The sequence below is a fragment of the Kitasatospora xanthocidica genome (assembly GCF_014656195.1).
GTDB lineage: Bacteria > Actinomycetota > Actinomycetes > Streptomycetales > Streptomycetaceae > Kitasatospora > Kitasatospora xanthocidica.
On sequence record NZ_BNBY01000041.1, the window covers coordinates 15,074 to 35,869 of the forward strand.

Annotated in this window: 14 protein-coding genes; 10 read left to right on the forward strand and 4 right to left on the reverse strand. The window is 74.6% G+C overall.

Features of this window, described 5'->3' with window-relative positions:
- Positions 1-15: 15 nt before the first annotated feature.
- Positions 16-2,028 (reverse strand): glycoside hydrolase family 15 protein, encoded by a 2,013-nt coding sequence (locus tag IE332_RS37220; RefSeq protein WP_229929217.1) that lies wholly within the window; start codon positions 2,026-2,028, stop codon positions 16-18.
- Between the two features lie 721 nt (positions 2,029-2,749).
- Between IE332_RS37220 and pyrG the strand changes: the two genes are divergently transcribed.
- The 10 genes from pyrG to IE332_RS37270 all read left to right on the forward strand — a co-directional run bounded on the left by pyrG (position 2,750) and on the right by IE332_RS37270 (position 16,344).
- A complete protein-coding gene (gene pyrG, locus IE332_RS37225; RefSeq protein ID WP_373313945.1) occupies positions 2,750-4,429 on the forward strand; it encodes a CTP synthase in 1,680 nt (559 codons plus the stop codon).
- Positions 4,430-4,553: 124 nt separating this feature from the next.
- Positions 4,554-5,201: an NUDIX domain-containing protein gene (locus IE332_RS37230; protein ID WP_189925496.1), complete on the forward strand. Its 648-nt coding sequence runs from the start codon at positions 4,554-4,556 to the stop codon at positions 5,199-5,201.
- Between the two features lie 346 nt (positions 5,202-5,547).
- A complete protein-coding gene (locus IE332_RS37235) occupies positions 5,548-7,728 on the forward strand; it encodes a tetratricopeptide repeat protein (RefSeq protein ID WP_189925498.1) in 2,181 nt (726 codons plus the stop codon).
- A 259-nt stretch (positions 7,729-7,987) separates the two neighbouring features.
- The gene (ald, locus tag IE332_RS37240) at positions 7,988-9,103 is read left to right on the forward strand and encodes an alanine dehydrogenase (protein ID WP_189925500.1); all 1,116 of its coding nucleotides are present in this window, start codon (positions 7,988-7,990) and stop codon (positions 9,101-9,103) included.
- A gap of 441 nt (positions 9,104-9,544) precedes the next feature.
- Complete coding sequence (locus IE332_RS37245) at positions 9,545-10,612, forward strand: ParA family protein (protein WP_030245868.1); 1,068 nt, start codon at positions 9,545-9,547, stop codon at positions 10,610-10,612.
- Positions 10,613-10,653: 41 nt separating this feature from the next.
- Positions 10,654-11,199 (forward strand): hypothetical protein, encoded by a 546-nt coding sequence (locus IE332_RS37250; RefSeq protein ID WP_189925502.1) that lies wholly within the window; start codon positions 10,654-10,656, stop codon positions 11,197-11,199.
- 689 nt (positions 11,200-11,888) lie between these two features.
- Positions 11,889-12,770 carry a segregation and condensation protein A gene (locus IE332_RS37255; RefSeq protein WP_189925511.1) on the forward strand — a complete coding sequence of 294 codons (882 nt, stop codon included), beginning with the start codon at positions 11,889-11,891 and terminating at the stop codon, positions 12,768-12,770.
- 302 nt (positions 12,771-13,072) lie between these two features.
- A complete protein-coding gene (scpB, locus tag IE332_RS37260) occupies positions 13,073-13,666 on the forward strand; it encodes an SMC-Scp complex subunit ScpB (RefSeq protein ID WP_229929222.1) in 594 nt (197 codons plus the stop codon).
- Positions 13,667-13,728: 62 nt separating this feature from the next.
- Positions 13,729-15,018: a pseudouridine synthase gene (locus tag IE332_RS37265; RefSeq protein WP_189925513.1), complete on the forward strand. Its 1,290-nt coding sequence runs from the start codon at positions 13,729-13,731 to the stop codon at positions 15,016-15,018.
- A gap of 318 nt (positions 15,019-15,336) precedes the next feature.
- Positions 15,337-16,344, forward strand: a complete 1,008-nt coding sequence (locus tag IE332_RS37270) for a helix-turn-helix domain-containing protein (protein WP_189925515.1) — start codon at positions 15,337-15,339, stop codon at positions 16,342-16,344.
- 29 nt (positions 16,345-16,373) lie between these two features.
- Here the strand turns inward: IE332_RS37270 and IE332_RS37275 are convergent, their stop codons facing one another.
- From IE332_RS37275 to IE332_RS37285, 3 genes are all read right to left on the reverse strand, one after another.
- A complete protein-coding gene (locus tag IE332_RS37275) occupies positions 16,374-16,736 on the reverse strand; it encodes a DUF952 domain-containing protein (RefSeq protein ID WP_097235696.1) in 363 nt (120 codons plus the stop codon).
- Positions 16,737-16,855: 119 nt separating this feature from the next.
- Positions 16,856-18,487, reverse strand: a complete 1,632-nt coding sequence (locus tag IE332_RS37280) for a DUF4139 domain-containing protein (RefSeq protein WP_229929219.1) — start codon at positions 18,485-18,487, stop codon at positions 16,856-16,858.
- 2 nt (positions 18,488-18,489) lie between these two features.
- Complete coding sequence (locus IE332_RS37285; RefSeq protein WP_189925517.1) at positions 18,490-20,790, reverse strand: DUF4139 domain-containing protein; 2,301 nt, start codon at positions 20,788-20,790, stop codon at positions 18,490-18,492.
- Positions 20,791-20,796 lie beyond the last annotated feature (6 nt).

A 20,796-nucleotide genomic window follows, 5' to 3' on the forward strand; every position in this document is an offset into this window, starting at 1 on the left:
GGCCCGTCCTGCGGGTCAGACCGTCGCCTGCTCGACCCGGTCGGCCGCCGGGCCGTCCGGCTGGGCCGACAGGTACGCGGCGCCGCAGGCGGTCAGCCGCAGGGCGGTGTCGATCAGCGGGACGTGGCTGAAGGCCTGCGGGAAGTTGCCGACCTGGCGCTTGAGCCGCGGGTCCCACTCCTCGGCGAGCAGGCCGATGTCGTTGCGCAGCGAGAGCAGCTTGTCGAACAGGTCGCGGGCCTCCTGCACCCGGCCGATCATGGCGAGGTCGTCGGCCAGCCAGAACGAGCAGGCCAGGAAGGCGCCCTCGTGGCCGGAGAGCCCGTCGACGTTGTTGCCGGACTCGTCGTGGGTCGGGTAGCGCAGCACGAAGCCGTCCTCGGTGGACAGTTCGCGCTGGATCGCCTCGATGGTGCCGATCACCCGCTTGTCGTCCGGCGGCAGGAAGCCGACCTGGGGGATGAGCAGCAGCGAGGCGTCCAGCTCCTTGCCGCCGTAGTACTGGGTGAAGGTGTTGCGCTCCGGGTCGTAGCCCTTCTCGCAGACGTCCCGGTGGATGGTGTCGCGCAGCTCGCGCCAGCGCTCCAGGTGGCCGTCGGCGGGGGCGTCGCCGGGGGCGTCCTCGGGGGTCTGCTCCAGCAGCTTGATGGTGCGGTCGACGGCGACCCAGGCCATCACCTTGGAGTGGACGAAGTGCCGGCGCGGGCCGCGGACCTCCCAGATGCCCTCGTCCGGCTCCTGCCAGTGCTCCTCCAGGTAGTCGATCAGGCGCAGCTGGAGGTGGTGGGCGTGGTCGTTGCGGACCAGGCCGGTCATGTGGGCCAGGTGCAGGGCCTCCACCACCTCGCCGTAGACGTCGAGTTGGAGCTGCCCGGCGGCGCCGTTGCCGATCCGGACGGGCTGCGAGCCCTCGTAGCCGGGCAGCCAGTCCAGTGAGGACTCGGTCAGCTCGCGCTCGCCCGCGATGCCGTACATGATCTGCAGGTTCTCCGGGTCGCCGGCGACGGCCCGCAGCAGCCACTCGCGCCAGGCCTTGGCCTCGTCGCGGTAGCCGGTGCGCAGCAGCGAGGAGAGGGTGATCGCGGCGTCCCGCAGCCAGGTGTAGCGGTAGTCCCAGTTGCGCTCGCCGCCGATGTCCTCGGGCAGCGAGGTGGTGGGGGCGGCGACGATACCGCCGGTGGGGGCGTAGGTGAGGCCCTTGAGGGTGATCAGGGAGCGGATCACGGCCTCGCGGTAGGGGCCCTGGTAGGTGCACTGCTCGGCCCACTCGTGCCAGAAGTCGGCGGTGGCGTCGAGCATCGCCTCGGCGTCCGGGGCCTTGGGCGCCTCCAGGTGGGAGGCCTGCCAGGTGAGGGCGAAGGCGATCCGCTCGCCGGCGGTCACGGTGAAGTCGGCGTAGGTGGTGAGGTCGCGGCCGTAGGTCTCCGAGACGCCGTCCAGCCAGACCGAGTCCGGCCCGGCGACGGCGACGGTGCGGTGGCCGCCGTCGGCCTGCTCGACGCGGTGCACCCAGGGCACGATGCGGCCGTACGAGAAGCGCATCCGCAGCGCGGAGCGCATCCGGACGGTGCCGGCCACGCCCTCGACGATCCGGATCACCTGGGGGACGGCGTCCTTGCCGGCCAGCGGGCGGGGCGGCATGAAGTCGATCACCCGGACGGTGCCGCCCTGGGCGTCCCACTCCTGCTCCAGGACCAGCGAGTCGCCCCGGTAGCGGCGCCGGTCGGCGGGCACGGCGGGGGCGGCGGCGGTGGGCGGGGGCACCCGGAGGTCGGCGGTGTCGGCGACGCGGACCCGGCCCGTGGTGGCGGGGGGCGTGGCGGCGGCGGGGGCGGGGACCTCGGTCAGGACGGCTTCGGCCGGGCCGATCCGCCAGAAACCGTGTTCATCGGTGCCGAGCAGGCCGGCGAACACCGCCGGCGAGTCGAAGCGGGGGAGGCAGAGCCAGTCCACCGCCCCGTCCCTGCTGACCAGGGCAGCGGTCTGCATGTCCCCGATGAGTGCGTAGTCCTCGATACGGCCGGCCACGTGGATCTCCAGTTCGCAATGTGGTCAGGGCATCGGCGAGCGGAGAGAGCGAGCGGGTCTGCGGGGCCGGAGGTCCACCCCGGGACGTCCGGTCTGCCGGGGGGTGGTGGCAGGCCTTGCTGGAGTGTCCGCGCGGGGCTCGGTCGAGCCCCTGGAGTGGGTGGGGAGGAGCTGGAATACGGGGAGGTCCGGTCGCGCATCGGGGACCGGGAGTGTCCTGACCTCCCACGCCCTCCGCGTGCTCGTGCTGTCGGCGATGCGTCCGAGCAGCTTACGACGGACGAAAGGGGCGAAGCACGCGGGCGCAGCCCGGTGTGGCGCCGCAATTCGGCGGAAATGCCGTGCATCGCGGAGGCGCGGCGAAGGATGGTCCGGAAGGATCACCTCCGGGTGGTCGTTACGGAGGAGCCCGGATGGCCCGGACGGAAACCCCGGGCTGGCCCGGTCCGGCGGGTCGTGCGACCGGTGGGACGGGTGCGGCGGATGGTGCGCCGGTGGTGCGCCGGGCGCGCGCCCCTGGAGTGGCGCGCGCGGCCCGTACGGCGTCCCCGTCGCGTCACTGTTACCCTGGTATCCCGTGGACCGGCGGGATCAAAACGCCCCGGACCAGCCGAACCGGCGACCCATCGAGCGAGGTGCACCCCACCCGCCCACGCCGCCCGGCGAACCCCGAGCCTCCCGCCCACGTCACCTTCGACAAGCGACCCACGGGAGCCCCCTCTTGGCACAGCCCCATTCCGGCAAGGCAGCGAACGGCCGCGCCGTGACGACCAAGCACCTCTTCGTCACCGGGGGTGTCGCCTCTTCGCTCGGCAAGGGGCTCACCGCCTCCAGCCTCGGCGCCCTGCTCAAGGCCCGCGGCCTGCGCGTGACGATGCAGAAGCTCGACCCGTACCTCAACGTGGACCCGGGCACCATGAACCCGTTCCAGCACGGTGAGGTGTTCGTCACCGACGACGGCGCCGAGACCGACCTGGACATCGGCCACTACGAGCGGTTCCTCGACACCAACCTGCACGGCTCGGCGAACGTCACCACCGGCCAGGTGTACTCGACCGTCATCGCCAAGGAGCGCCGCGGCGAGTACCTGGGCGACACCGTCCAGGTCATCCCGCACATCACCAACGAGATCAAGTCCCGGATCCGCCGGATGGCGACCGAGGACGTCGACGTGGTGATCACCGAGGTCGGCGGGACCGTCGGCGACATCGAGTCGCTGCCGTTCCTGGAGGCCGTCCGCCAGGTCCGCCACGAGGTCGGCCGGGACAACGTCTTCTTCGTGCACGTCTCCCTGCTGCCGTACATCGGCCCCTCGGGCGAGCTGAAGACCAAGCCCACCCAGCACTCCGTCGCCGCGCTGCGCAACATCGGCATCCAGCCGGACGCCATCGTGCTGCGCGCCGACCGCGAGGTCCCGCAGGCGATCAAGCGCAAGATCTCGCTGATGTGCGACGTGGACGAGGAGGCCGTGGTCGCGGCCATCGACGCCAAGTCGATCTACGACATCCCGAAGGTGCTGCACGGCGAGGGCCTGGACGCCTACGTGGTGCGCCGCCTGGACCTGCCGTTCCGCGACGTGGACTGGACCACCTGGGACGACCTGCTGCGCCGCGTCCACGAGCCGCAGCACATCGTCAAGGTCGCCCTGGTCGGCAAGTACATCGACCTGCCCGACGCCTACCTGTCGGTGACCGAGGCGCTGCGCGCCGGCGGCTTCGCCAACAACGCCCGGGTCGAGATCAAGTGGGTCACCTCGGACGACTGCGAGACGCCCGAGGGCGCCCGTGAGCAGCTCGGCGACGTGGACGCGATCTGCATCCCCGGCGGCTTCGGCGACCGCGGCGTCAACGGCAAGGTCGGCGCCATCACCTTCGCCCGCGAGAACAAGGTCCCGCTGCTGGGCCTGTGCCTGGGCCTGCAGTGCGTCGTCATCGAGGCCGCCCGCAACCTGGCCGGCCTGCCCGAGGCCAACTCCACCGAGTTCGACGCCGCCGCCAAGCACCCGGTCGTCTCCACCATGGCCGAGCAGCTGGCCATCGTCGACGGCAAGGGCGACCTGGGCGGCACCATGCGCCTGGGCCTCTACCCGGCCAAGCTCGCCGAGGGCTCGATCGTCCGTGAGGTCTACGGCGGCGAGCAGTACGTCGAGGAGCGCCACCGCCACCGCTACGAGGTCAACAACGCCTACCGCGCGGACCTGGAGAAGACCGGCCTGCAGTTCTCCGGCCTCTCCCCGAAGGGCGACCTGGTCGAGTACGTCGAGTACCCGCGCGAGGTGCACCCCTACCTGGTGGCCACCCAGGCCCACCCGGAGCTGAAGTCCCGCCCGACCCGCCCGCACCCGCTGTTCGCGGGCCTGGTCAAGGCCGCCATCGAGATCAAGACCGCGGTCTCCGAGTAGGTCTCCGCGCCTCGGCCCGGGTCGCCTCCTCGGCCTCGGTCGTTCACCGGACGGCGGCCCCGCGATTCCCGCGGGGCCGCCGTTCGGCGTTAGATTGTGTCGTACTGACGAAAAGGGGAGAGCGATGGACGAGCAGAGCGACCTGCTGATCACCGACGTGGCCGAGGAGTGGGAGGTCCGGGCGACCGGAACACCGTTCCAGGGCAAGGTCACCGGCGTGCGCAGCGAGGAGGTCCGGATGCCCGACGGCAGCTGGGCCCGCCGCGACTACCAGACCCACCCCGGCTCGGTCTCGGTGCTCGCCCTCGACGACCGGCAGCGGGTGCTGATCCTGCGCCAGTACCGCCACCCCGTGCGCCAGCGGCTCTGGGAGCTGCCGGCCGGCCTGCTCGACGTCCCCGGCGAGAACCCGTGGCACGCCGCCCAGCGCGAGCTGTACGAGGAGGCGCACTGCAAGGCCGACACCTGGCGGATCCTCGCCGACTACTACACCTCCCCGGGCGGCACCGACGAGGCGCTGCGGATGTTCCTCGCCACCGGCCTGTCGCCGGCCGAGGGCGAGCGCTACGCGGCCGAGGGCGAGGAGCAGGAGATCGAGGTCGCCTGGGTGCCGGTGCCCGAACTGATCCGGCTGATCCAGGCCGGGCACCTGCACAACCCCACCCTGGTCACCGGCACCCTCGCCGTGCACGCCGCGCTCACCGGCCCGGACGGGCTGGACGCGCTGCGCCCGGCGGACTCGCCCTGGCCGGCCCGGCCCTTCGAGGCCTGAGCGGGGCGGGCCGGGCCCGGCCGGCGGGGCTGCGGCTGCGGGCCCGGGTCGGTGGGGGCGGTCGTCGAGAGGGCGCCCGGGAGCCGGCGGCCCGGCCGTTCGGGGCGCGGGCGGGTGACCCGGTTGATTCGCCCGGGTGATTCGACGGTTCGTACGACCGGATGTCACCTCGGCTGAACCGGGCGGTCGAACTACGCTTCGCAGACAGGGCGCCCGTCCACGGCGCCCCCGCTGAGCACCGGACGCCTCGTCCGGGTGCCGAGCGCCGGGTGCCGAGCGCGGGATACCGAGCGCGGAACGCCGAGCGCCGGATGCCGAGCGCGGGATGACGTCGGGAGTGGCACGGGTGGCGAGGAAGACGGCGACGACGGACCCCGGCCCCGACGCGCCCGCCGGGGCCGTCCCGGGACTGGAGCGGCTGCCGGCCGGGCCCACGCTCTTCGTCGGACGGCGCGCCGAACTCGCCGCACTGCGGGCGGCCGCCGCCCGTCCGGCCAGCGGCCGCTGCCCGGTCCTGGTGCTGGCCGGGCGCCCCGGCTCCGGCCGGACCGCGCTGGCCGCGCGCTTCGCCCGTACCGTCGCCGCCGACTACCCGGACGGCGTGCTGTTCGCCCGGCTGTCCGCCCCCGACGGCGGCCGGGTGCCGCCCGCGCGGGCCGCCCGGCTGCTGCTGGAGCAGCTCGACCCGGAGGCGGCCGTGCCGCTGCCCGGCGCGGTCGAGGACGGGCGCGACGAGCCGGGCTGCGTGGCGCTGCGCGAGGCCCTGGCCGGACTGCGGGTCCTGCTCGTCCTGGACGACGTGCGGGACGCCGGGCAGGTGTGGCCGCTGCTCGCCGACGAACCCGGCTGCCTGGTGCTGGCCACCACCGCCGGGCCGCTCACCGGGATCGAGGACATCGACCCGGTGATCCTGGGCGGCCTGGACCGGACCGCCTCCGGCGAACTGCTGGCCGACCTGGTCGGCGGCACCCGGGTCTCCTGCGACCCGGTCGGCGCGGCCGACCTGGCCGAGGCCTGCGCCGCCCGGCCCGCCGCGCTGCGGCTGATGGCGGGGTGGCTGCGGGGGAGCGCCAAGACCGCGGTCACCGACGCGGCGCGCGAGCTCCAGCGGGTGGTGGGGGAGGACCCGGCCGCCGGCGCCGGGTCCGTCCCGGACGCCACGGGTGGTGCGGGTGGTACGGGCGGTGTGACGAACGGGGCGGAGCCGGGCTCGGCGAAGGGGTCCGCGAAGGGCTCGGCGAAGGCTTCCGAGAAGGGCTCGGCGAGGACGGGCGCGGCCGGGACGGCGGGGGCGGGGCAGGCGGCTCCGTCGGGGAAACCGGCGGGCCGGTCGTCGGGGAACGAGCCCGGGAAGGCGTCCAAGAAGAAGGGGGAGGGCGCGGCCGCTCCCGAGGTCGCGTCGGCGGGCGATCCGGCGGCCTGGGTGAAGCCGGGCCCGGAGCCGGCCGAGCCGGTGCCCGTCCCCGACAACGACCCGCTGCTCGGGGCGTTCACCCTCCTGTACCGGGGGCTGCCGGCCGCCCAGGCGCGGATGCTGCGCACCCTCACCCTGGCCCCCGCGCAGACCGCCGATCCGCGCACCGCCTCCGCCCTGGTCGGCTGCCCGGTGCCGGACGCGGCGGCGACGCTGGCGGCCCTCGCCGAGCGGGAGCTGCTCGGCGAGGAGGCGCCGGCCGCCGACGGCACCCCGCGCTACCGGGTGCCCGGGCGGCTCTACCCCCGGCTGGTCCGGCTGCGCGAGCAGGAGGACCGGCCCGCCGAGACCGAACTGGCCCGGGCCCGGCTGCTGGAGCGGCTGGTCCGGCTCACCGAGTCCGCCCGCGCCCTGCTCGACCCCGAGGGCGGTCCGGCCCCCGAGGCGCTGCCGGCCGCGTTGCGGCTGCGCTCGGCCGAACACGCCCGCGCGTGGCTGCTCGGCGAGCGGGAGCTGCTGCTGGGCGCGGTGGCCGACGCGATCGGCCAGGGCGACCTGGACGGTTCGGCCGGGCGGCTGGTCACCGCGCTGCTGCGGGCGCTGCCGCTGACCGGTGCCGCCGCCCCCGCGGACCTCTACCGGCTGCACGAGCTGGTGCTCACCGTCGCCGAGCGCAACCGCCGGCCGCGCCGGGCTTCGGCCGCCCTGCTCAACCTGGGCGACCTGCAGGTCTCGGCCGGCCGCTGGGAGCAGGCCGCCGCGCACTACCGGGCCGCCCTGGAGCATGCCCGGACGGCGGACGACGAGCCGCTCTGCGCGCGCGCCCTGGAGGGCGCGGCCGGCTGCCACCGGGCGCTCGGCGACGCGGTGCGCGCCGCCGATTGGTACGGGCGGGCGCTCGGGCTGCGGCAGTCCCTCGGGGACCACGCGGCCGAGGCCCGGCTGCTGGCCCGGGTGGCCGAGGCGCACACCGCCCAGCGCCGCTTCGACGAGGCGGACCGCGAGTACCGGGCGGCCCTCGCGGTGCTGCGCAGGATCGGCGACGAGCGCGGCCGGGAGACCGTCGGCGCGGCCCTCGCGGACCTGCGGGAACGCGTCGACGCCGGGTGGTGACGGGCGTTTCGGAGGTATTGTCGAAGATGCCCGGTTACGACGTCTTTGGTGGGTAAGTCGCGAGGGAAGCCTACGAACCTGCCAATGTGTGCGGGAAATTTATTCACTTTGGAAGGCTGACACGCCGACTGGGCTTCATTACACTCGGACGTAGTCGCGCAGCGATCCCGCCCCGGGCTGCCCGGAGGCTTCCCCACGTGCGCGTCGCCCACCGGTCTTCTCCGGTCGGGACCCCCATGGCAAGAGGACGTGTTCAGTCGTGAAGGTCGGCATCCCCCGCGAGGTCAAGAACCACGAGTACCGCGTGGCCATCACGCCCGCCGGCGTGCATGAGCTGGTCCGCAACGGACACGAGGTCTACATCGAGGACAACGCCGGTCTCGGCTCCTCGATCCCGAACGAGGAGTACGTGGCCGCCGGCGCCACCATCCTCCCCACCGCCGACGAGGTGTGGGCCACCGCCGACCTGCTGCTGAAGGTCAAGGAGCCCATCGCCTCCGAGTACCACCGGCTGCGCAAGGGCCAGACCGTCTTCACGTACCTGCACCTGGCGGCCGACCGGGCCGGCACCGACGCGCTGATCGCCTCGGGCACCACCGCCATCGCCTACGAGACCGTCCAGCTGGGCAACGGCGCGCTGCCGCTGCTCGCCCCGATGTCCGAGGTCGCGGGCCGCCTGGCCCCGCAGGTCGGCTCGTACCACCTGATGCGTCCGGCCGGCGGCCGCGGCGTGCTGCCCGGCGGCGTGCCCGGCACCCACCCGGCCAAGGCCGTCGTCATCGGCGGTGGCGTCTCCGGCTGGCACGCGGCCACCATCGCCATCGGCATGGGCTACGACGTGACCCTGCTCGACCGCGACATCAACAAGCTGCGCGAGGCCGACCGCATCTTCGGCACGAAGATCAAGGCCATCATGTCCAACTCCTTCGAGCTGGAGAAGGCCGTCCTCGAGGCCGACCTGGTCATCGGCGCCGTGCTGATCCCGGGCGCCAAGGCCCCGAAGCTCGTCACCAACGAGCTGGTCTCCCGCATGAAGCCGGGCTCCGTGCTCGTCGACATCGCCATCGACCAGGGCGGCTGCTTCGAGGACTCGCGCCCGACCACGCACGACGACCCGACCTTCCAGGTCCACGACTCGGTCTTCTACTGCGTGGCCAACATGCCGGGCGCCGTCCCGAACACCTCCACCTACGCGCTGACCAACGCCACGCTGCCGTACGTCATCGAGCTGGCGAACCGTGGTTGGAAGGAGGCGCTGCGCCGCGACGCCGCGCTCGCCAAGGGCCTGAACGTGCACGAGGGCCAGATCACCTTCCCGGCCGTCGCCGAGGCCTTCGGCCTGGAGTCGGTCTCCCTGGAGAGCGTGCTCGCCTGAACCCCCTGACCGCCCGGCGGTCTTCCGCCACGGCGCTCGTTCGCCCCCGACCCGATTGCTTCGGGCCGGGGGCTTCGCCGTGCCCGTGAACGGCGGGCGGACCGGGTTGGTCGCTCTGTCGTCAATTCCGGTCGGTCACGTCACCCGCCCGCGGAAACGATGGGGTCAGCGACCCACTCAACCCTTGACAGCAGCCCGCCTGATAGTCGACACATCCTGCCGACTACCGTGGATTGTGTTGCTGCGAACGCCTTGAACGGCCTAGAGTCGCAAACCGTCGGCATGCTGCCACGCTGACGAATCGACATAGAGTCCTGGATGCCCAAGGAGGTAAGACGACTTGTGAATGAGTCGACAATTGCTCCCGGGGGTGGTCAGCCAGGACTGGCGGAGCACATCGCCGGCCAGCCGAGTGTGGAGCCCGGGGCCCGGCAGCCCTCCGTGGGTTCGGCCGAGGTCGGCTCGGTCGCGCTCCGCACCTTCGAAGCACGCCAGAACACAGCACAGGTGACCACGGTGACCGATCACGACGCCGACTTGGCGGCCTACGGCCTGGCCTACGGCGAGTTCGCCTACGGCGCCTACGACGACCCGGACGCCGAGTACGAGCCGGACCCGGAGTACGCCGCCACGCTGGCCCCCGACGCCGCGCGCCAGCGCCGCGAGCGGGTCGGCCCGACCGGCCGTCCGCTGCCGTACTTCCCGATCCCCGCGCCGGTCGCCGAGCACGGCCCCGCCCAGATCATCGCCATGTGCAACCAGAAGGGCGGCGTCGGCAAGACCACGTCGACCATCAACCTGGGCGCGGCGCTGGCCGAGTACGGCCGCCGGGTGCTGCTCGTCGACTTCGACCCGCAGGGCGCGCTCTCGGTCGGCCTCGGCGTCAACCCGATGGAGCTCGACGTCACCGTCTACAACCTGCTCATGGAGCGGGGGCTGACGGCCGATGAGGTGCTCCTCAAGACGGCCGTCCCCGGGATGGACCTGCTGCCGTCCAACATCGACCTCTCCGCCGCCGAGGTGCAGCTGGTCAGCGAGGTGGCCCGGGAGTCCGCGCTGGCGCGCGCCCTGAAGCCGCTGCTGCCCGACTACGACTACGTCATCATCGACTGCCAGCCCTCGCTGGGCCTGCTGACGGTCAATGCGCTGACGGCCGCTCACAGCGTGATCGTGCCGCTGGAGTGCGAGTTCTTCGCGCTGCGCGGTGTCGCTCTGCTGACCGAGACCATCGAGAAGGTGTGCGAGCGGCTCAACCCCGAGCTGCGCCTGGACGGCATCCTCGCGACCATGTACGACTCGCGCACCGTGCACAGCCGCGAGGTGCTCGCACGGGTCGTCGAGGCGTTCGGCGAGCACGTCTTCCACACCGTCATCGGCCGTACCGTGCGCTTCCCGGAGACCACCGTCGCCGGCGAGCCCATCACCACGTACGCGACCAACTCGGTCGGCGCCGCCGCCTACCGCCAGCTCGCCAGGGAGGTGCTCGACCGGTGCCGCCCCGCCGAGTGAGTCTCCCGGGTGCCGACGAGCTGTTCCGGACCACGGGAGGGATGGCGCTGTCGCCCTCCCTCGCGTCGCGTCCGGCCGCCGAGGCATCCAGACCGGAGACCTCGCGGGCCGTCAACGGCTCGGACGGCGCCGAGGGTGCCGAGTCCGCCCAGAGCGCCCAGGACGACCGGCAGCTGACGTCGGAGCAGCAGGGGACCGCCGCCGTGCCGGCGCCCGCGCAGCCGCCCGTCCAGCGGCCGGGCGGGGCCCAGACCGTGCCCGCCGGCCGGGGCGCCGCCACCGCGCCGGCGGCCCGGACGCACGCCGGCGCCGCCGAGGAGCAGGCCGGTGCCGCCGGGCGCGCCCGGCCGCGCGGCCGCGCGCCGCGCCGGCCCAGCGGGCGCGAGCGGCACGACGAGAAGATCACCGTGTACGTGTCCGCCGAGGAGCTCATGGACCTGGAGCACACCCGGCTGGTGCTGCGCGGCGAGCACGGCCTGGCCGTGGACCGCGGCCGGATCGTCCGGGAGGCCATCGCGGTCGTCCTGGCGGACCTGGAGCAGCGGGGCGAGGCCTCCATCCTGGTCCGGCGCCTGCGCGGACGGTAGGACGGTCGGCGGCTGGACCGCCGGGTGGTTCGCCGGGTGGGTGGACTGCCGGGGCTGCCGGGCGGGGTGAGGCTGCCGGGCGGGGTGAGGCGGCCGGGTGTGGCCAGGCGGTCGGAAGACGGCCGGGGGAGCCCGGCAGGGGCGTCGTGAGGCCTTCGGGCCCGGCGTCCGGGGGAGCCGGCGGGTGGCCGGTGGACCGGCCGGTGGGCGCTCGGGTGCAGACGGACATGAGGCGGGCTCATGGGTTCGCTCATGAGGTGAGCTCATGGGCGGCTCATGAGGCGAGCTCATGAGGTGGACTCATGAGGGCCCCGCCGCGGGTCGAGGGGTATGAGCCGCGCTCATGGGGGCGTCGCCCCGGGGCGCGGGCCGTGGGGTCCGGTACCGAGGGTCATGAGGTGAACTCATGGGGTGGCCGCCCCGGGTCGAGGGGTATGAGCCGCGCTCATGAGGGGGCATCTCGGGCGAGGCGCGTTGTCGGCCGTTGTGGGGCCGATCGTCGATCCGGGTGGGTCCCGGGCCCTCGGGCGGGAGGTCGGGCCGTGACGGGCGCTGGAGGGCCGTTCCCGGGGTGGTGGGGCCGTACCCGGGGGTCCGACGGGCGGCGAGGCCGCCGCGCAGCCCAGCAGGCGGCGTGTCGGGGGGCCCGGGACGGGGCGGGCGGCGGGGACGGGTGAAGATGGACCGTCATGCCGAGCACCGCCGAACCAGCAGAAACCGCCGCGAACGCGACCGAGAACGGGTCGCGGGGCGGCTTCCGGGTGCGGCTGGACAACTTCGAGGGCCCCTTCGACCTGCTGCTCAGCCTGATCGCCAAGCACAAGATGGACGTCACCGAGGTGGCGCTGGCCACCGTCACGGACGAGTTCATGGCGCACATCCGGGCGATGGGCCCGGACTGGGACCTGGACGCGGCGACGGAGTTCCTGGTGGTGGCCGCCACCCTGCTCGACCTCAAGGCCGCCCGGCTGCTGCCCGCGGCGGAGGTGGAGGACGAGGAGGACCTGGCCCTGCTGGAGGCCCGTGACCTGCTGTTCGCACGGTTGCTGCAGTACCGGGCGTACAAGCGGGCCGCGGCGCTGTTCGGCGAACGCTGGGCCGCCGAGCTGCTGCGGCGCCCCCGGACCGTCGGGCTGGAGCCCCGGCACGCGGAGCTGCTGCCGGAGGTGGTGATCACCGTCGGTCCGCAGCGGCTGGCCGAGCTGGCGGCCAAGGCGATGGAGCCCAAGCCGAAGCCGGTGGTGTACGTGGACCACATCCACTCCCCGCCGGTCAGCGTGCGGGAGCAGGCCGGGCTGGTGGTCGGGCTGCTCAGCGAGCTGGGCGAGGCCTCGTTCCAGCGGCTGGTGGCGGACGCCCCGGACACCCTGGTGGTGGTCGCCCGCTTCCTGGCGCTGCTGGAGCTGTACCGGGAGCGGGTGCTCGACTTCGAACAGCCGGAGGCGCTCGGTGAGCTGCGGGTGCGCTGGGTGGCGGAGGAGGGCCGGGGTGCGGTCGAGGTGACGGACGAGTTCGACCGGCCGGCGGGAGAGGCCCCGGGCGAGGCGGAGGAGCGGGAGGAGCGGCGATGAGCGGCGGGAACGAGGGCGGCCGGCCGGTCCGGCGCCCGCTGGGGCTGCCAGGGCGGCCGCGGGCCGAGGAGTGGCTGGAGCCGGCCTTCGAGCTGCTGCCGGACCCGGTGGAGCCCGTGGTGCCCGTGGACCCGGTGGTGCTCGTGGAGCCGGTAGGGCCCGTGGACCCGGCGGAGCCCGTACGGCCGGTCGAGCCGGTGCGGGCGGAGGCCCGGGTGGTGCACCAGAAGTCGGCCCCGCCGACTTCCGGCGCCCACGCTCCGGCGGACGCCGTGCTCCGGGCCGAGCTGGAGGCGGTCCTGATGGTCGTCGACGAACCGGTGCCGGAGGAGCGGCTGGCCGGGGTGCTGGAGCGGCCCCGGGCCGAGGTGGCCGCCGCGCTCGGCGAGCTGTCCGCCGAGTACACCGCCCAGGGGCGCGGTTTCGACCTGCGGCTGGTGGCCGGCGGCTGGCGGTTCTACAGCCGGGAGACCTGTTCCGCGGCCGTCGACCGGTTCCTCCTGGACGGCCAGCAGACCCGGCTCACCCAGGCCGCACTGGAGACCCTGGCGGTGGTCGCCTACCGGCAGCCGGTGTCCAGATCCCGGGTTTCCGCCGTCCGCGGTGTGAACTGTGACGGCGTGATGCGTACCCTGGTACAGCGAGGACTGGTGGAAGAGGCCGGATCCGAGCCCGAAACAGGTGCGATCCTGTATCGGACGACGAACTACTTCCTGGAACGGATGGGGCTCCGCGGCCTGGACGAGCTGCCGGAGCTCGCTCCCTTCCTGCCCGAGGTCGACGACGTGGAAGCGGAGTCCCTGGAGGGCACGATGATCGCGGAGGCGGTCGCCGCCGCTGCCGCGCAGGCCGCGGACGGCAGTGGCGAGGCCGGTCGGGCCGGGCCCGATCGGTAGGGGGCGGTGAGGTCGGCCGAAACGACCGCACATCCCAGACGGAACGACGTACGGACACTTTGATGCGTAGCAGTGGCAACGGCAGGAACAGCAGCGGCGGCGGGAGCGGTCGAGGCGGACAGGGCGGGGGCCGGGGCGGCGGCTCCTACGGCGGCGGCAGCGGAGGCGGTCGCGGCGGCTCGGGCTCCGGCTCGGGCTCCGGCTCGCGCGGTGGTTCGTACGGCGGCGGCTCCTACGGGGGCGGCGGCGGCCGTGGCGGCTCGGGCTCGGGTTCGGGTGCGGGCTCGCGCGGCGGCTCCGGCTCGTACGGCCGGGACGGCGGCCGCCGGGACGACCGGCGCGACGACCGCCGGGACGACCGTCGCTACCCGGACCGCCCGCTGCGGCCCGAGGAGCGCAAGTACGACCGCCCCGAGTACGGCGGCGGCCCCAACGCCACCCCGGCCCGCGGCGGCTACTCCGGCCGGCGCCCCGGCCCGGCCCCGCGTCCGCGCCGGGAGGGCCAGCCCGCCCCGGGCGACCCGCGCCGCCAGCCGCAGCGCTCGCGCGAGCTGCAGGCCAAGATCGAGGACGCCGTCCTCGCCCGGCACGACAAGCCGGCCGTCAAGCTGCCCAAGACCTTCGGCGAGCCCGAGGGCGAGCGTCTGCAGAAGGTGCTGGCCCGGGCCGGCGTCGGCAGCCGCCGCGCCTGCGAGGAGCTGATCGAGCAGGGCCGCGTCGAGGTCAACGGCAAGCGCGTCACCGAGCAGGGCAAGCGGGTCGACCCGCAGAACGACGAGATCAAGGTGGACGGCCTGACCGTCGCCACCCAGTCCTACCTGTTCTTCGCGCTGAACAAGCCGGCCGGCGTGGTCTCCACCATGGAGGACCCGGACGGCCGCCAGTGCCTGGGCGACTACGTGACCAACCGGGAGACCCGGCTGTTCCACGTCGGCCGGCTGGACACCGAGACCGAGGGCATCATCCTGCTCACCAACCACGGTGAGCTGGCCCACCGCCTCACCCACCCGCGCTACGGCGTGACCAAGACCTACCTGGCCGCCATCCAGGGCCCGATCCCGCGCGACCTGGGCAAGCAGCTGGCCAAGGGCGTGGAGCTGGAGGACGGCTACGCCCGTGCCGACAGCTTCAAGGTCATCTCCAACGTCGGCAAGAACTACCTGGTCGAGGTGACCCTGCACGAGGGTCGCAAGCACATCGTCCGCCGGATGCTGGCCGAGGCCGGCTTCCCGGTCGAGAAGCTGGTGCGCACCCACTTCGGCCCGATCGCCCTGGGCGACCAGAAGTCGGGCTGGCTGCGCCGCCTGACCAACCCGGAGGTCGGCCAGCTGATGCGCGAGGTCGGCCTGTAGGCCGTGCTCGTCCGCCCGTCCCGTTGAAGGGCCCCCGGTCGCCGTGGTGCGGCCGGGGGCCCTTCGCCGTGTCGGGCCTTTCGCCGGGCGGCGCGCGTAGCCGGGCGGGGCCCGACGCCGGGCGGGGCCCGACGCCGTGCGGGGTGTACGGGGTGTGCGGGTCCTGTGACCCGGGACGCAACCGCTGGTCACGGCCTTGTCAGTGCCATGATCCGTGGCCGAGGATGGCCACCTGGCCACCACCCCGCCGGGTGGCGGGACCGCGCCAGTGCGGAGTGCCGGTGGCCGGATCAGGGGCGAACAGGGGGAGACGGCGTCGTGTCCGATGCACCACTGGGACGGGCCAGCGGACAGGCCCTGGGCACACTGGGGCTGGCCGAGCCGGACGGGCAGCTGTACGCGGCGCTGGTGGCCCATCCGCAGTCCACCGCGGAGGAGCTGGCGGAAGCCTGCGGCCTGACCCTCCAGCAGGGCGTGCGCGCCCTGGAACGGCTGGCCCAGCAAGGCATGGCCACCCGGGCGCCGGTGGACCGCCAGCGCTTCCTGGCGGTCGCCCCGGACGTCGCGATCGGCTCCCTGATAGGCCACCGGGAGTCCGAGCTGCGGCAGGCCCGGGCCGAGATGCACCGGCTGATGGACGCCTTCCGGGAGGCTTCGCGCTACACCGACCCGGCGCACTCGGTGGAGGTGCTGACCGGCGGCGAGGCGATCGCCCAGCGGCTGGAGCACATCACCGAGACCAGCCGGTACCAGGTGCGCGGCTTCGACCGCCCGCCGTACATCCAGGACCCGGTGGCGCCGATGGCGCTGCAGCGCCGGCGGCTGCGGGAGGGCGTGAAGTTCCGGACGGTCTACGACCGGGAGGCGGTGGCCTGGCCCGGGCGGCTGGAGAAGAACATCCTGGTCGGGGTCGCGGACGGCGAGGAGGCGCGGGTCCGGCCGACGCTGCCGATGAAGATGATCATCTCGGACGACCGGATGGCGATCATTCCGATCAGCGTCGGCGACAGCGTGCTGGACGCCGCCTACGTGATCCACCCCTCGGCGCTGCTCCAGGCGCTGGACACGCTGTTCGAGGCGGAGTGGGAGCGGGCCGTGCAGCTGCAGGCGGCGATCGGCACCGGGGACGCGTCCCTGGGACCGGAGGCCGACCACCGCAAGCTGCTGGGCCTGCTGGCGGCCGGGCTCACCGACGAGTCGATCGCCCGCTCGCTCGGCTGGAGCGCCCGGACCACCCAGCGGCGGCTGCAGAGCCTGATGCGCTCACTGGGCGCCACCACCCGCTTCCAGGCCGGCATGGCGGCCCGGGAGCGGGGGTGGCTGTAGGCGCCGGTGAGCCCGGTGAGCCCGGTGGGTCAGCTCCAGGGGGTGAGGGAGGCCCACCGGCCGTCCGGGCCGCGCTCGACCTTCTCCAGGCCGACCACGGCCGAGCGGTTCAGCCGCCCGTAGATGTGCGGGAACAGGACGTCGGGGGTGGCCCCGGGCGGCGGTGCGCCGTGCGGGGCCTCCCACTTGACCATCGGCTCCACCAGCGACTCCTCGATCAGCAGCACCATCAGCGGGTCGGGGGTGTCGGCGAAGAAGGCGTTGGCCACCGCGAGCGCCGTCTGCTCGTCCGCCGAGCAGTGGATGAACCCGTCGGTGAGCAGCGAGGCGGTGGCGTACGGGCGGCCGGGGTCGGCCAGCCAGTCGTCCAGGGGGGCGAGGTGGAGGATCATGTTTCCTTTTCTACCCGTTGTCTCCGGTTTGGTGCTGAGCGGTCGTCATCGACGGGCGGTCGGTGTCCGGGGCCGTTGGGGTCGGTGGGGCCTTCGGGGCCGTTGAGGCCCCTGGGCTTTCAGAGCCCGGCCACCTTGGCGGAGGCGGAGATCTCGTACACCAGGGTGAGGGTGCGGCGGGCGCCCGGGCCGAGCGGGACGTCCCAGCGGACGATGCCCTCGGCGTCGAAGGCGTCCGGCGCCGGGGAGCACTCCTCCTTGCGCAGCCGGACCTCGACCGCCGACACCTCGGAGACCGGCACCCGCTCGCGCACCGTGACGATCCGCTCGTCGTGCTCCTCCGGGCCGGAGAACCGGGACAGGTGCAGCCGCACCGTGCGGGTGGTGGTCTGCCGGCCGGTGAGGCCGGCGGTGGCCTGGCGCTGCTCGGTCTCGCGGACCACCCGGTAGCCGTCCGAGCTGCCGAAGGAGAGTTCGGCGTCGGCGCCGGTGGCGGTGAAGCGCAGCTCGCCGCGGCCGGTGAAGCCGCTGCCGCGGACCAGCTCGACCGGGCCGGCCAGCAGCGGGTGCCCGGCCGCGTTGCGGAAGCGGACCACCTGGGTGACCAGCGGGGACAGCTCCGGGGCGCAGGCGTACTCGCTGCTCGCCGGCCCGGTGAAGGCGCCCAGCGGCACCCGGTGCGCCCGGCCGTCGGAGGGCACGGTCGCCGGGGCGGGGGCGGGCAGCACCCGGACCTCGCCGCCGTCGTCCACGCCCGGGACCCCGGCGCCCGGGCCGAGCTCGCTGATCGCCTCCTCGCGCAGCTCGACCTCGACCGTGCGGCGCTCCTCGTCGGTGCGCTCGCGCAGCATCAGGACGTCCTCGGCCACGGCCGGCGGGTCGGTGGCGAGTGCGGACCGGGCGGTGGAGAAGGTGAGCCGGGCGCCGCTCCAGTCCTCGCCGGTGCGCTGCCAGACCACCGCCTCCGACTCCAGGCGCAGGTCGCCGCCGTCCAGGGTCGCCCGGTAGGACGGGCGCCAGAGCGCGCAGGGGACCAGGTGGGAGACGGTCAGTTCGGCCGGACCGGCCTGCGCGGCCTCGACGGTCAGGTCCAGGTGGGCGGTCAGCTCGGCCGGGTCCTCCTCGGCCTGGTCCAGGGCGATCAGGGCCTGTGAGCGCTCCTGCTCCAGGCGGCGAAGCCGGGAGTGGGTGGTGCGCAGCTCCTCGCCGTAGCGCTCGCGCTCGGCGTCCACCCGGTTCAGCTCGCGGGCCCAGCGGGTGCGTTCCAGCTCGCCGACGCCGGCGCCCTCGCCGATCTCGCGCAGCAGGTCGGCGGAGAGCTGGGCGAGCAGGGCCAGCCGGGCCTCCAGGCGGGCGCGGGTCTGGTCGGCCAGGCGGGTCTCGGTGTCCAGCCGGTGCAGCCGGTGGCGCAGCCCGGAGTCGTCCGGGCCGGGCGGCAGCGGGGCGCGCGGGGCCCAGGAGCGCACCAGCCGGGCGTCCAGCACGCGGACCCCGGGGGTGGCGGACTCGGCGCGCAGGGTGCGGTCGACCGCGAGGGCGGTGAGCGGGCCGAGGCGCAGCCGCTGGACACCCGCGGTGAGTCCGACCGTCGTCGTGCGCTCGACCTGGCTGCGGTCCTCCAGGCAGGTGACGGCGGTGACGGGGAGGGCCGTGGTGGTCCCGGTCCGGTCTCCGGTGGTGGGTGTGGTCGTGGCTGTGGCTGCGGCTGCGGTCCCCGGTGCGGATGCGGGCCCGGTCATGTCTCCGGTCATGGTCAGTTCCTCCGGTTTCCGCCGACGACGGCCTTACCCGCCGGGATCTTGATCAGGTAGCCGCCGTCCAGCTCGGTCCGGCCGCCCGGCGGCAGGTCGACCCGCCAGAGCCGGGTGCTGGGCGGGCACTCCGGCGTGGAGACGGTCGGGGCCTGCCAGTCGGCCCGCTCCTCGATCCGGATCTCGGCGTCGGAGGTGACCGGTACGCGTTCGCGGACCTCCACCGTGACGGCACGGCCGAGCCGGTTCGCGAGCCGGACGTGCACCCGGTGGTCGAGCACGGTGCTGTTGCCCTTCAGCATGCCCGTGGCGGACTCGCGCAGCTCGGTGCGGCGCGCCACCTCGATGCTCTCGGTGACGCCGATGCCCAGGCGCCGCACGCCGCCGGGCGCCAGCGTCGGCAGGGCGGCCGTCAGCAGGAACTCGTCGTCCACGGTGACCTCCACCGGGCCCGCCAGCACGGCGCGGTCGGTGCGGTTGGCGAGCACCAGGGTCGCGTACACCTTCTCCTCGACGGCGGGGACGGTGACGTACTCGGGGCGGACGGTGAGCGGGATCCCGTCCACCGTGACGGTGTGCCAGGTGCCGTCGGACGGGATGTCGGCGGGGGCGACGGCGTCGAAGCGGTGGTCGAAGGAGCCGGCCGACTCGCGGGGCGGGACGGCGTGGCGGGGGAGGACGAGGCGGCGGATCTGCTCGCCCGGGTTGCCGCCCGGCAGGGTCCAGTCCAGCTCCTCGCGCTCGATCCGCTCGGGGCGGGGGCGCAGGGTGCCGCGCCGGGTGCTGGGGCCGTCGGGGCCGGTCAGGACGAGGTCGGGGTAGTCGAGCAGGGTGGCGTCCGGCGCCATGCCGACGGCCTGCGGCGGGGCGGCGAGCCGGCTCCGGCGGGCCCGGAAGGCCTCGCGCGGAGCGCCGCCCGGGGCCTGGCCGCCCGGGGCCTTCGGGAGCGGGGCCACCGGGGCGGTGGTGATGGCGGGCTGCGGCGGGCCGCCGTAGCCGGCGAAGCCGCCCGGGGCTCCGGGGGCGGGCGGGGACGCGGACACCGGTTCGTCGGCGCTCAGGCTGCCGCCGCCACCGAACGGGGCTCCGGAGGCCGGAGCGGCGTCCTCCGCCGCGGCGAAGGCCTCGGGGCGCGGGCCGGCCGGGCGCGGGCCGGCCGGGCGGGCACCGCCGAGACGGGAGGGACCGATCGATCCGGGCCCGGCCAGCCGGGCGGCGCCCGGCGGCACCGGAGGCGGGACCGCAGGCGGGACGGCGGCCCTGCGGGGCTCCCCGCCGACGCCCCGGCGGCGGGTGGCCGGGGCGTCGGCTCCGGCCGCGTCGTAGCCGGTGAAGAGGTCCGACAGCCCGGCCGGGGGCTCGCGCCAGCCGGAGGGCGGCGGGGCGGGCTGGCTGCGGCCGATCCGCAGCGAGGCCAGCTTGGGCAGGTCGGTGCGGCGGTCGAGGTCGGCGGTGGAGAGGGCGAGGCGCACGCCCGTCCAGTCCTCGCCGGTGCGCTGGGCGACGCTCGCCCGCAGGACGAGGTGACCGGAGTCGGAGCCGGTGCGGTACGACAGGCGGTAGGCGGGCACCCAGCGGGCGGCGGGGACGCCGTACTCCAGCTCCAGCTCCAGGTCGAGGGTGGTGGGTTCGGCGGTGGGGGTGGCGGTGGGGTGCTCGGGGTGGGCCGTGGTGAGGGTGAGCAGCACGGTGGCGGCGGTCGCGACCGGCTCGGCCCGTACGGCGGTGGACGCCCGGTCCAGTCGGTCGGCGGCCAAGTCCCGTTCATGGTCGGCGAGTTCGATCTCCTGGTTGAGCTCCTCGGCGCGCTGCTGGAGCCGGGCCAGCCGCTCGTCGACGAAGTCGGCGAGCTCCAGCCAGGCGTCCGCGGGTGTACGCCGCAGCGGCTCCTCGGGCCGGTGCTGCGGCGGTACGGCACGCAGCGCGGCGGTGTCGGCGATCGCGGCGAGCACCAGCCGGCGACGCTCGGCGAGCATGCTGCGGTGCTCCGTCGCCTCGTCCAACTCCCGCTGGAGATCGGGGAGTTCCTCGGGGGCGCGGAGTTCGGCGAGCTGCTCCAGCCGGGCCTCGGTGACCGCGGTGCCGGCCGGCCCGGAGAGCACCCGGGCGCGCAGCGAACGGCCGTCCAGGGACACCGGCAGGCCGGTCAGCCGAAGCCGCCCGCCGGGCGGAACCGGGACGGTGGCCCGGCGGCGGCACACCGCACCCTCCGCGTACACCACCACGGAGTCCAGGACCGACGGGTGAGCCGGTACGGCCGGCGGTTTCGCCTGCCCGCTCCGGCCGCTGTGCTGATCGTCCATGCGCAA

Coding starts and splice junctions, on each gene's coding strand:
- IE332_RS37265 (WP_189925513.1), top strand. CDS start 13,729: ATGCGTAGCAGTGGCAACGGCAGGAACAGCAGCGGCGGCGGGAGCGGT.
- IE332_RS37275 (WP_097235696.1), bottom strand. CDS start 16,736: ATGATCCTCCACCTCGCCCCCCTGGACGACTGGCTGGCCGACCCCGGC.
- IE332_RS37230 (WP_189925496.1), top strand. CDS start 4,554: ATGGACGAGCAGAGCGACCTGCTGATCACCGACGTGGCCGAGGAGTGG.
- scpB (WP_229929222.1), top strand. CDS start 13,073: ATGGTCGTCGACGAACCGGTGCCGGAGGAGCGGCTGGCCGGGGTGCTG.
- IE332_RS37285 (WP_189925517.1), bottom strand. CDS start 20,790: ATGGACGATCAGCACAGCGGCCGGAGCGGGCAGGCGAAACCGCCGGCC.
- IE332_RS37255 (WP_189925511.1), top strand. CDS start 11,889: ATGCCGAGCACCGCCGAACCAGCAGAAACCGCCGCGAACGCGACCGAG.
- IE332_RS37280 (WP_229929219.1), bottom strand. CDS start 18,487: ATGACCGGAGACATGACCGGGCCCGCATCCGCACCGGGGACCGCAGCC.
- IE332_RS37250 (WP_189925502.1), top strand. CDS start 10,654: ATGGCGCTGTCGCCCTCCCTCGCGTCGCGTCCGGCCGCCGAGGCATCC.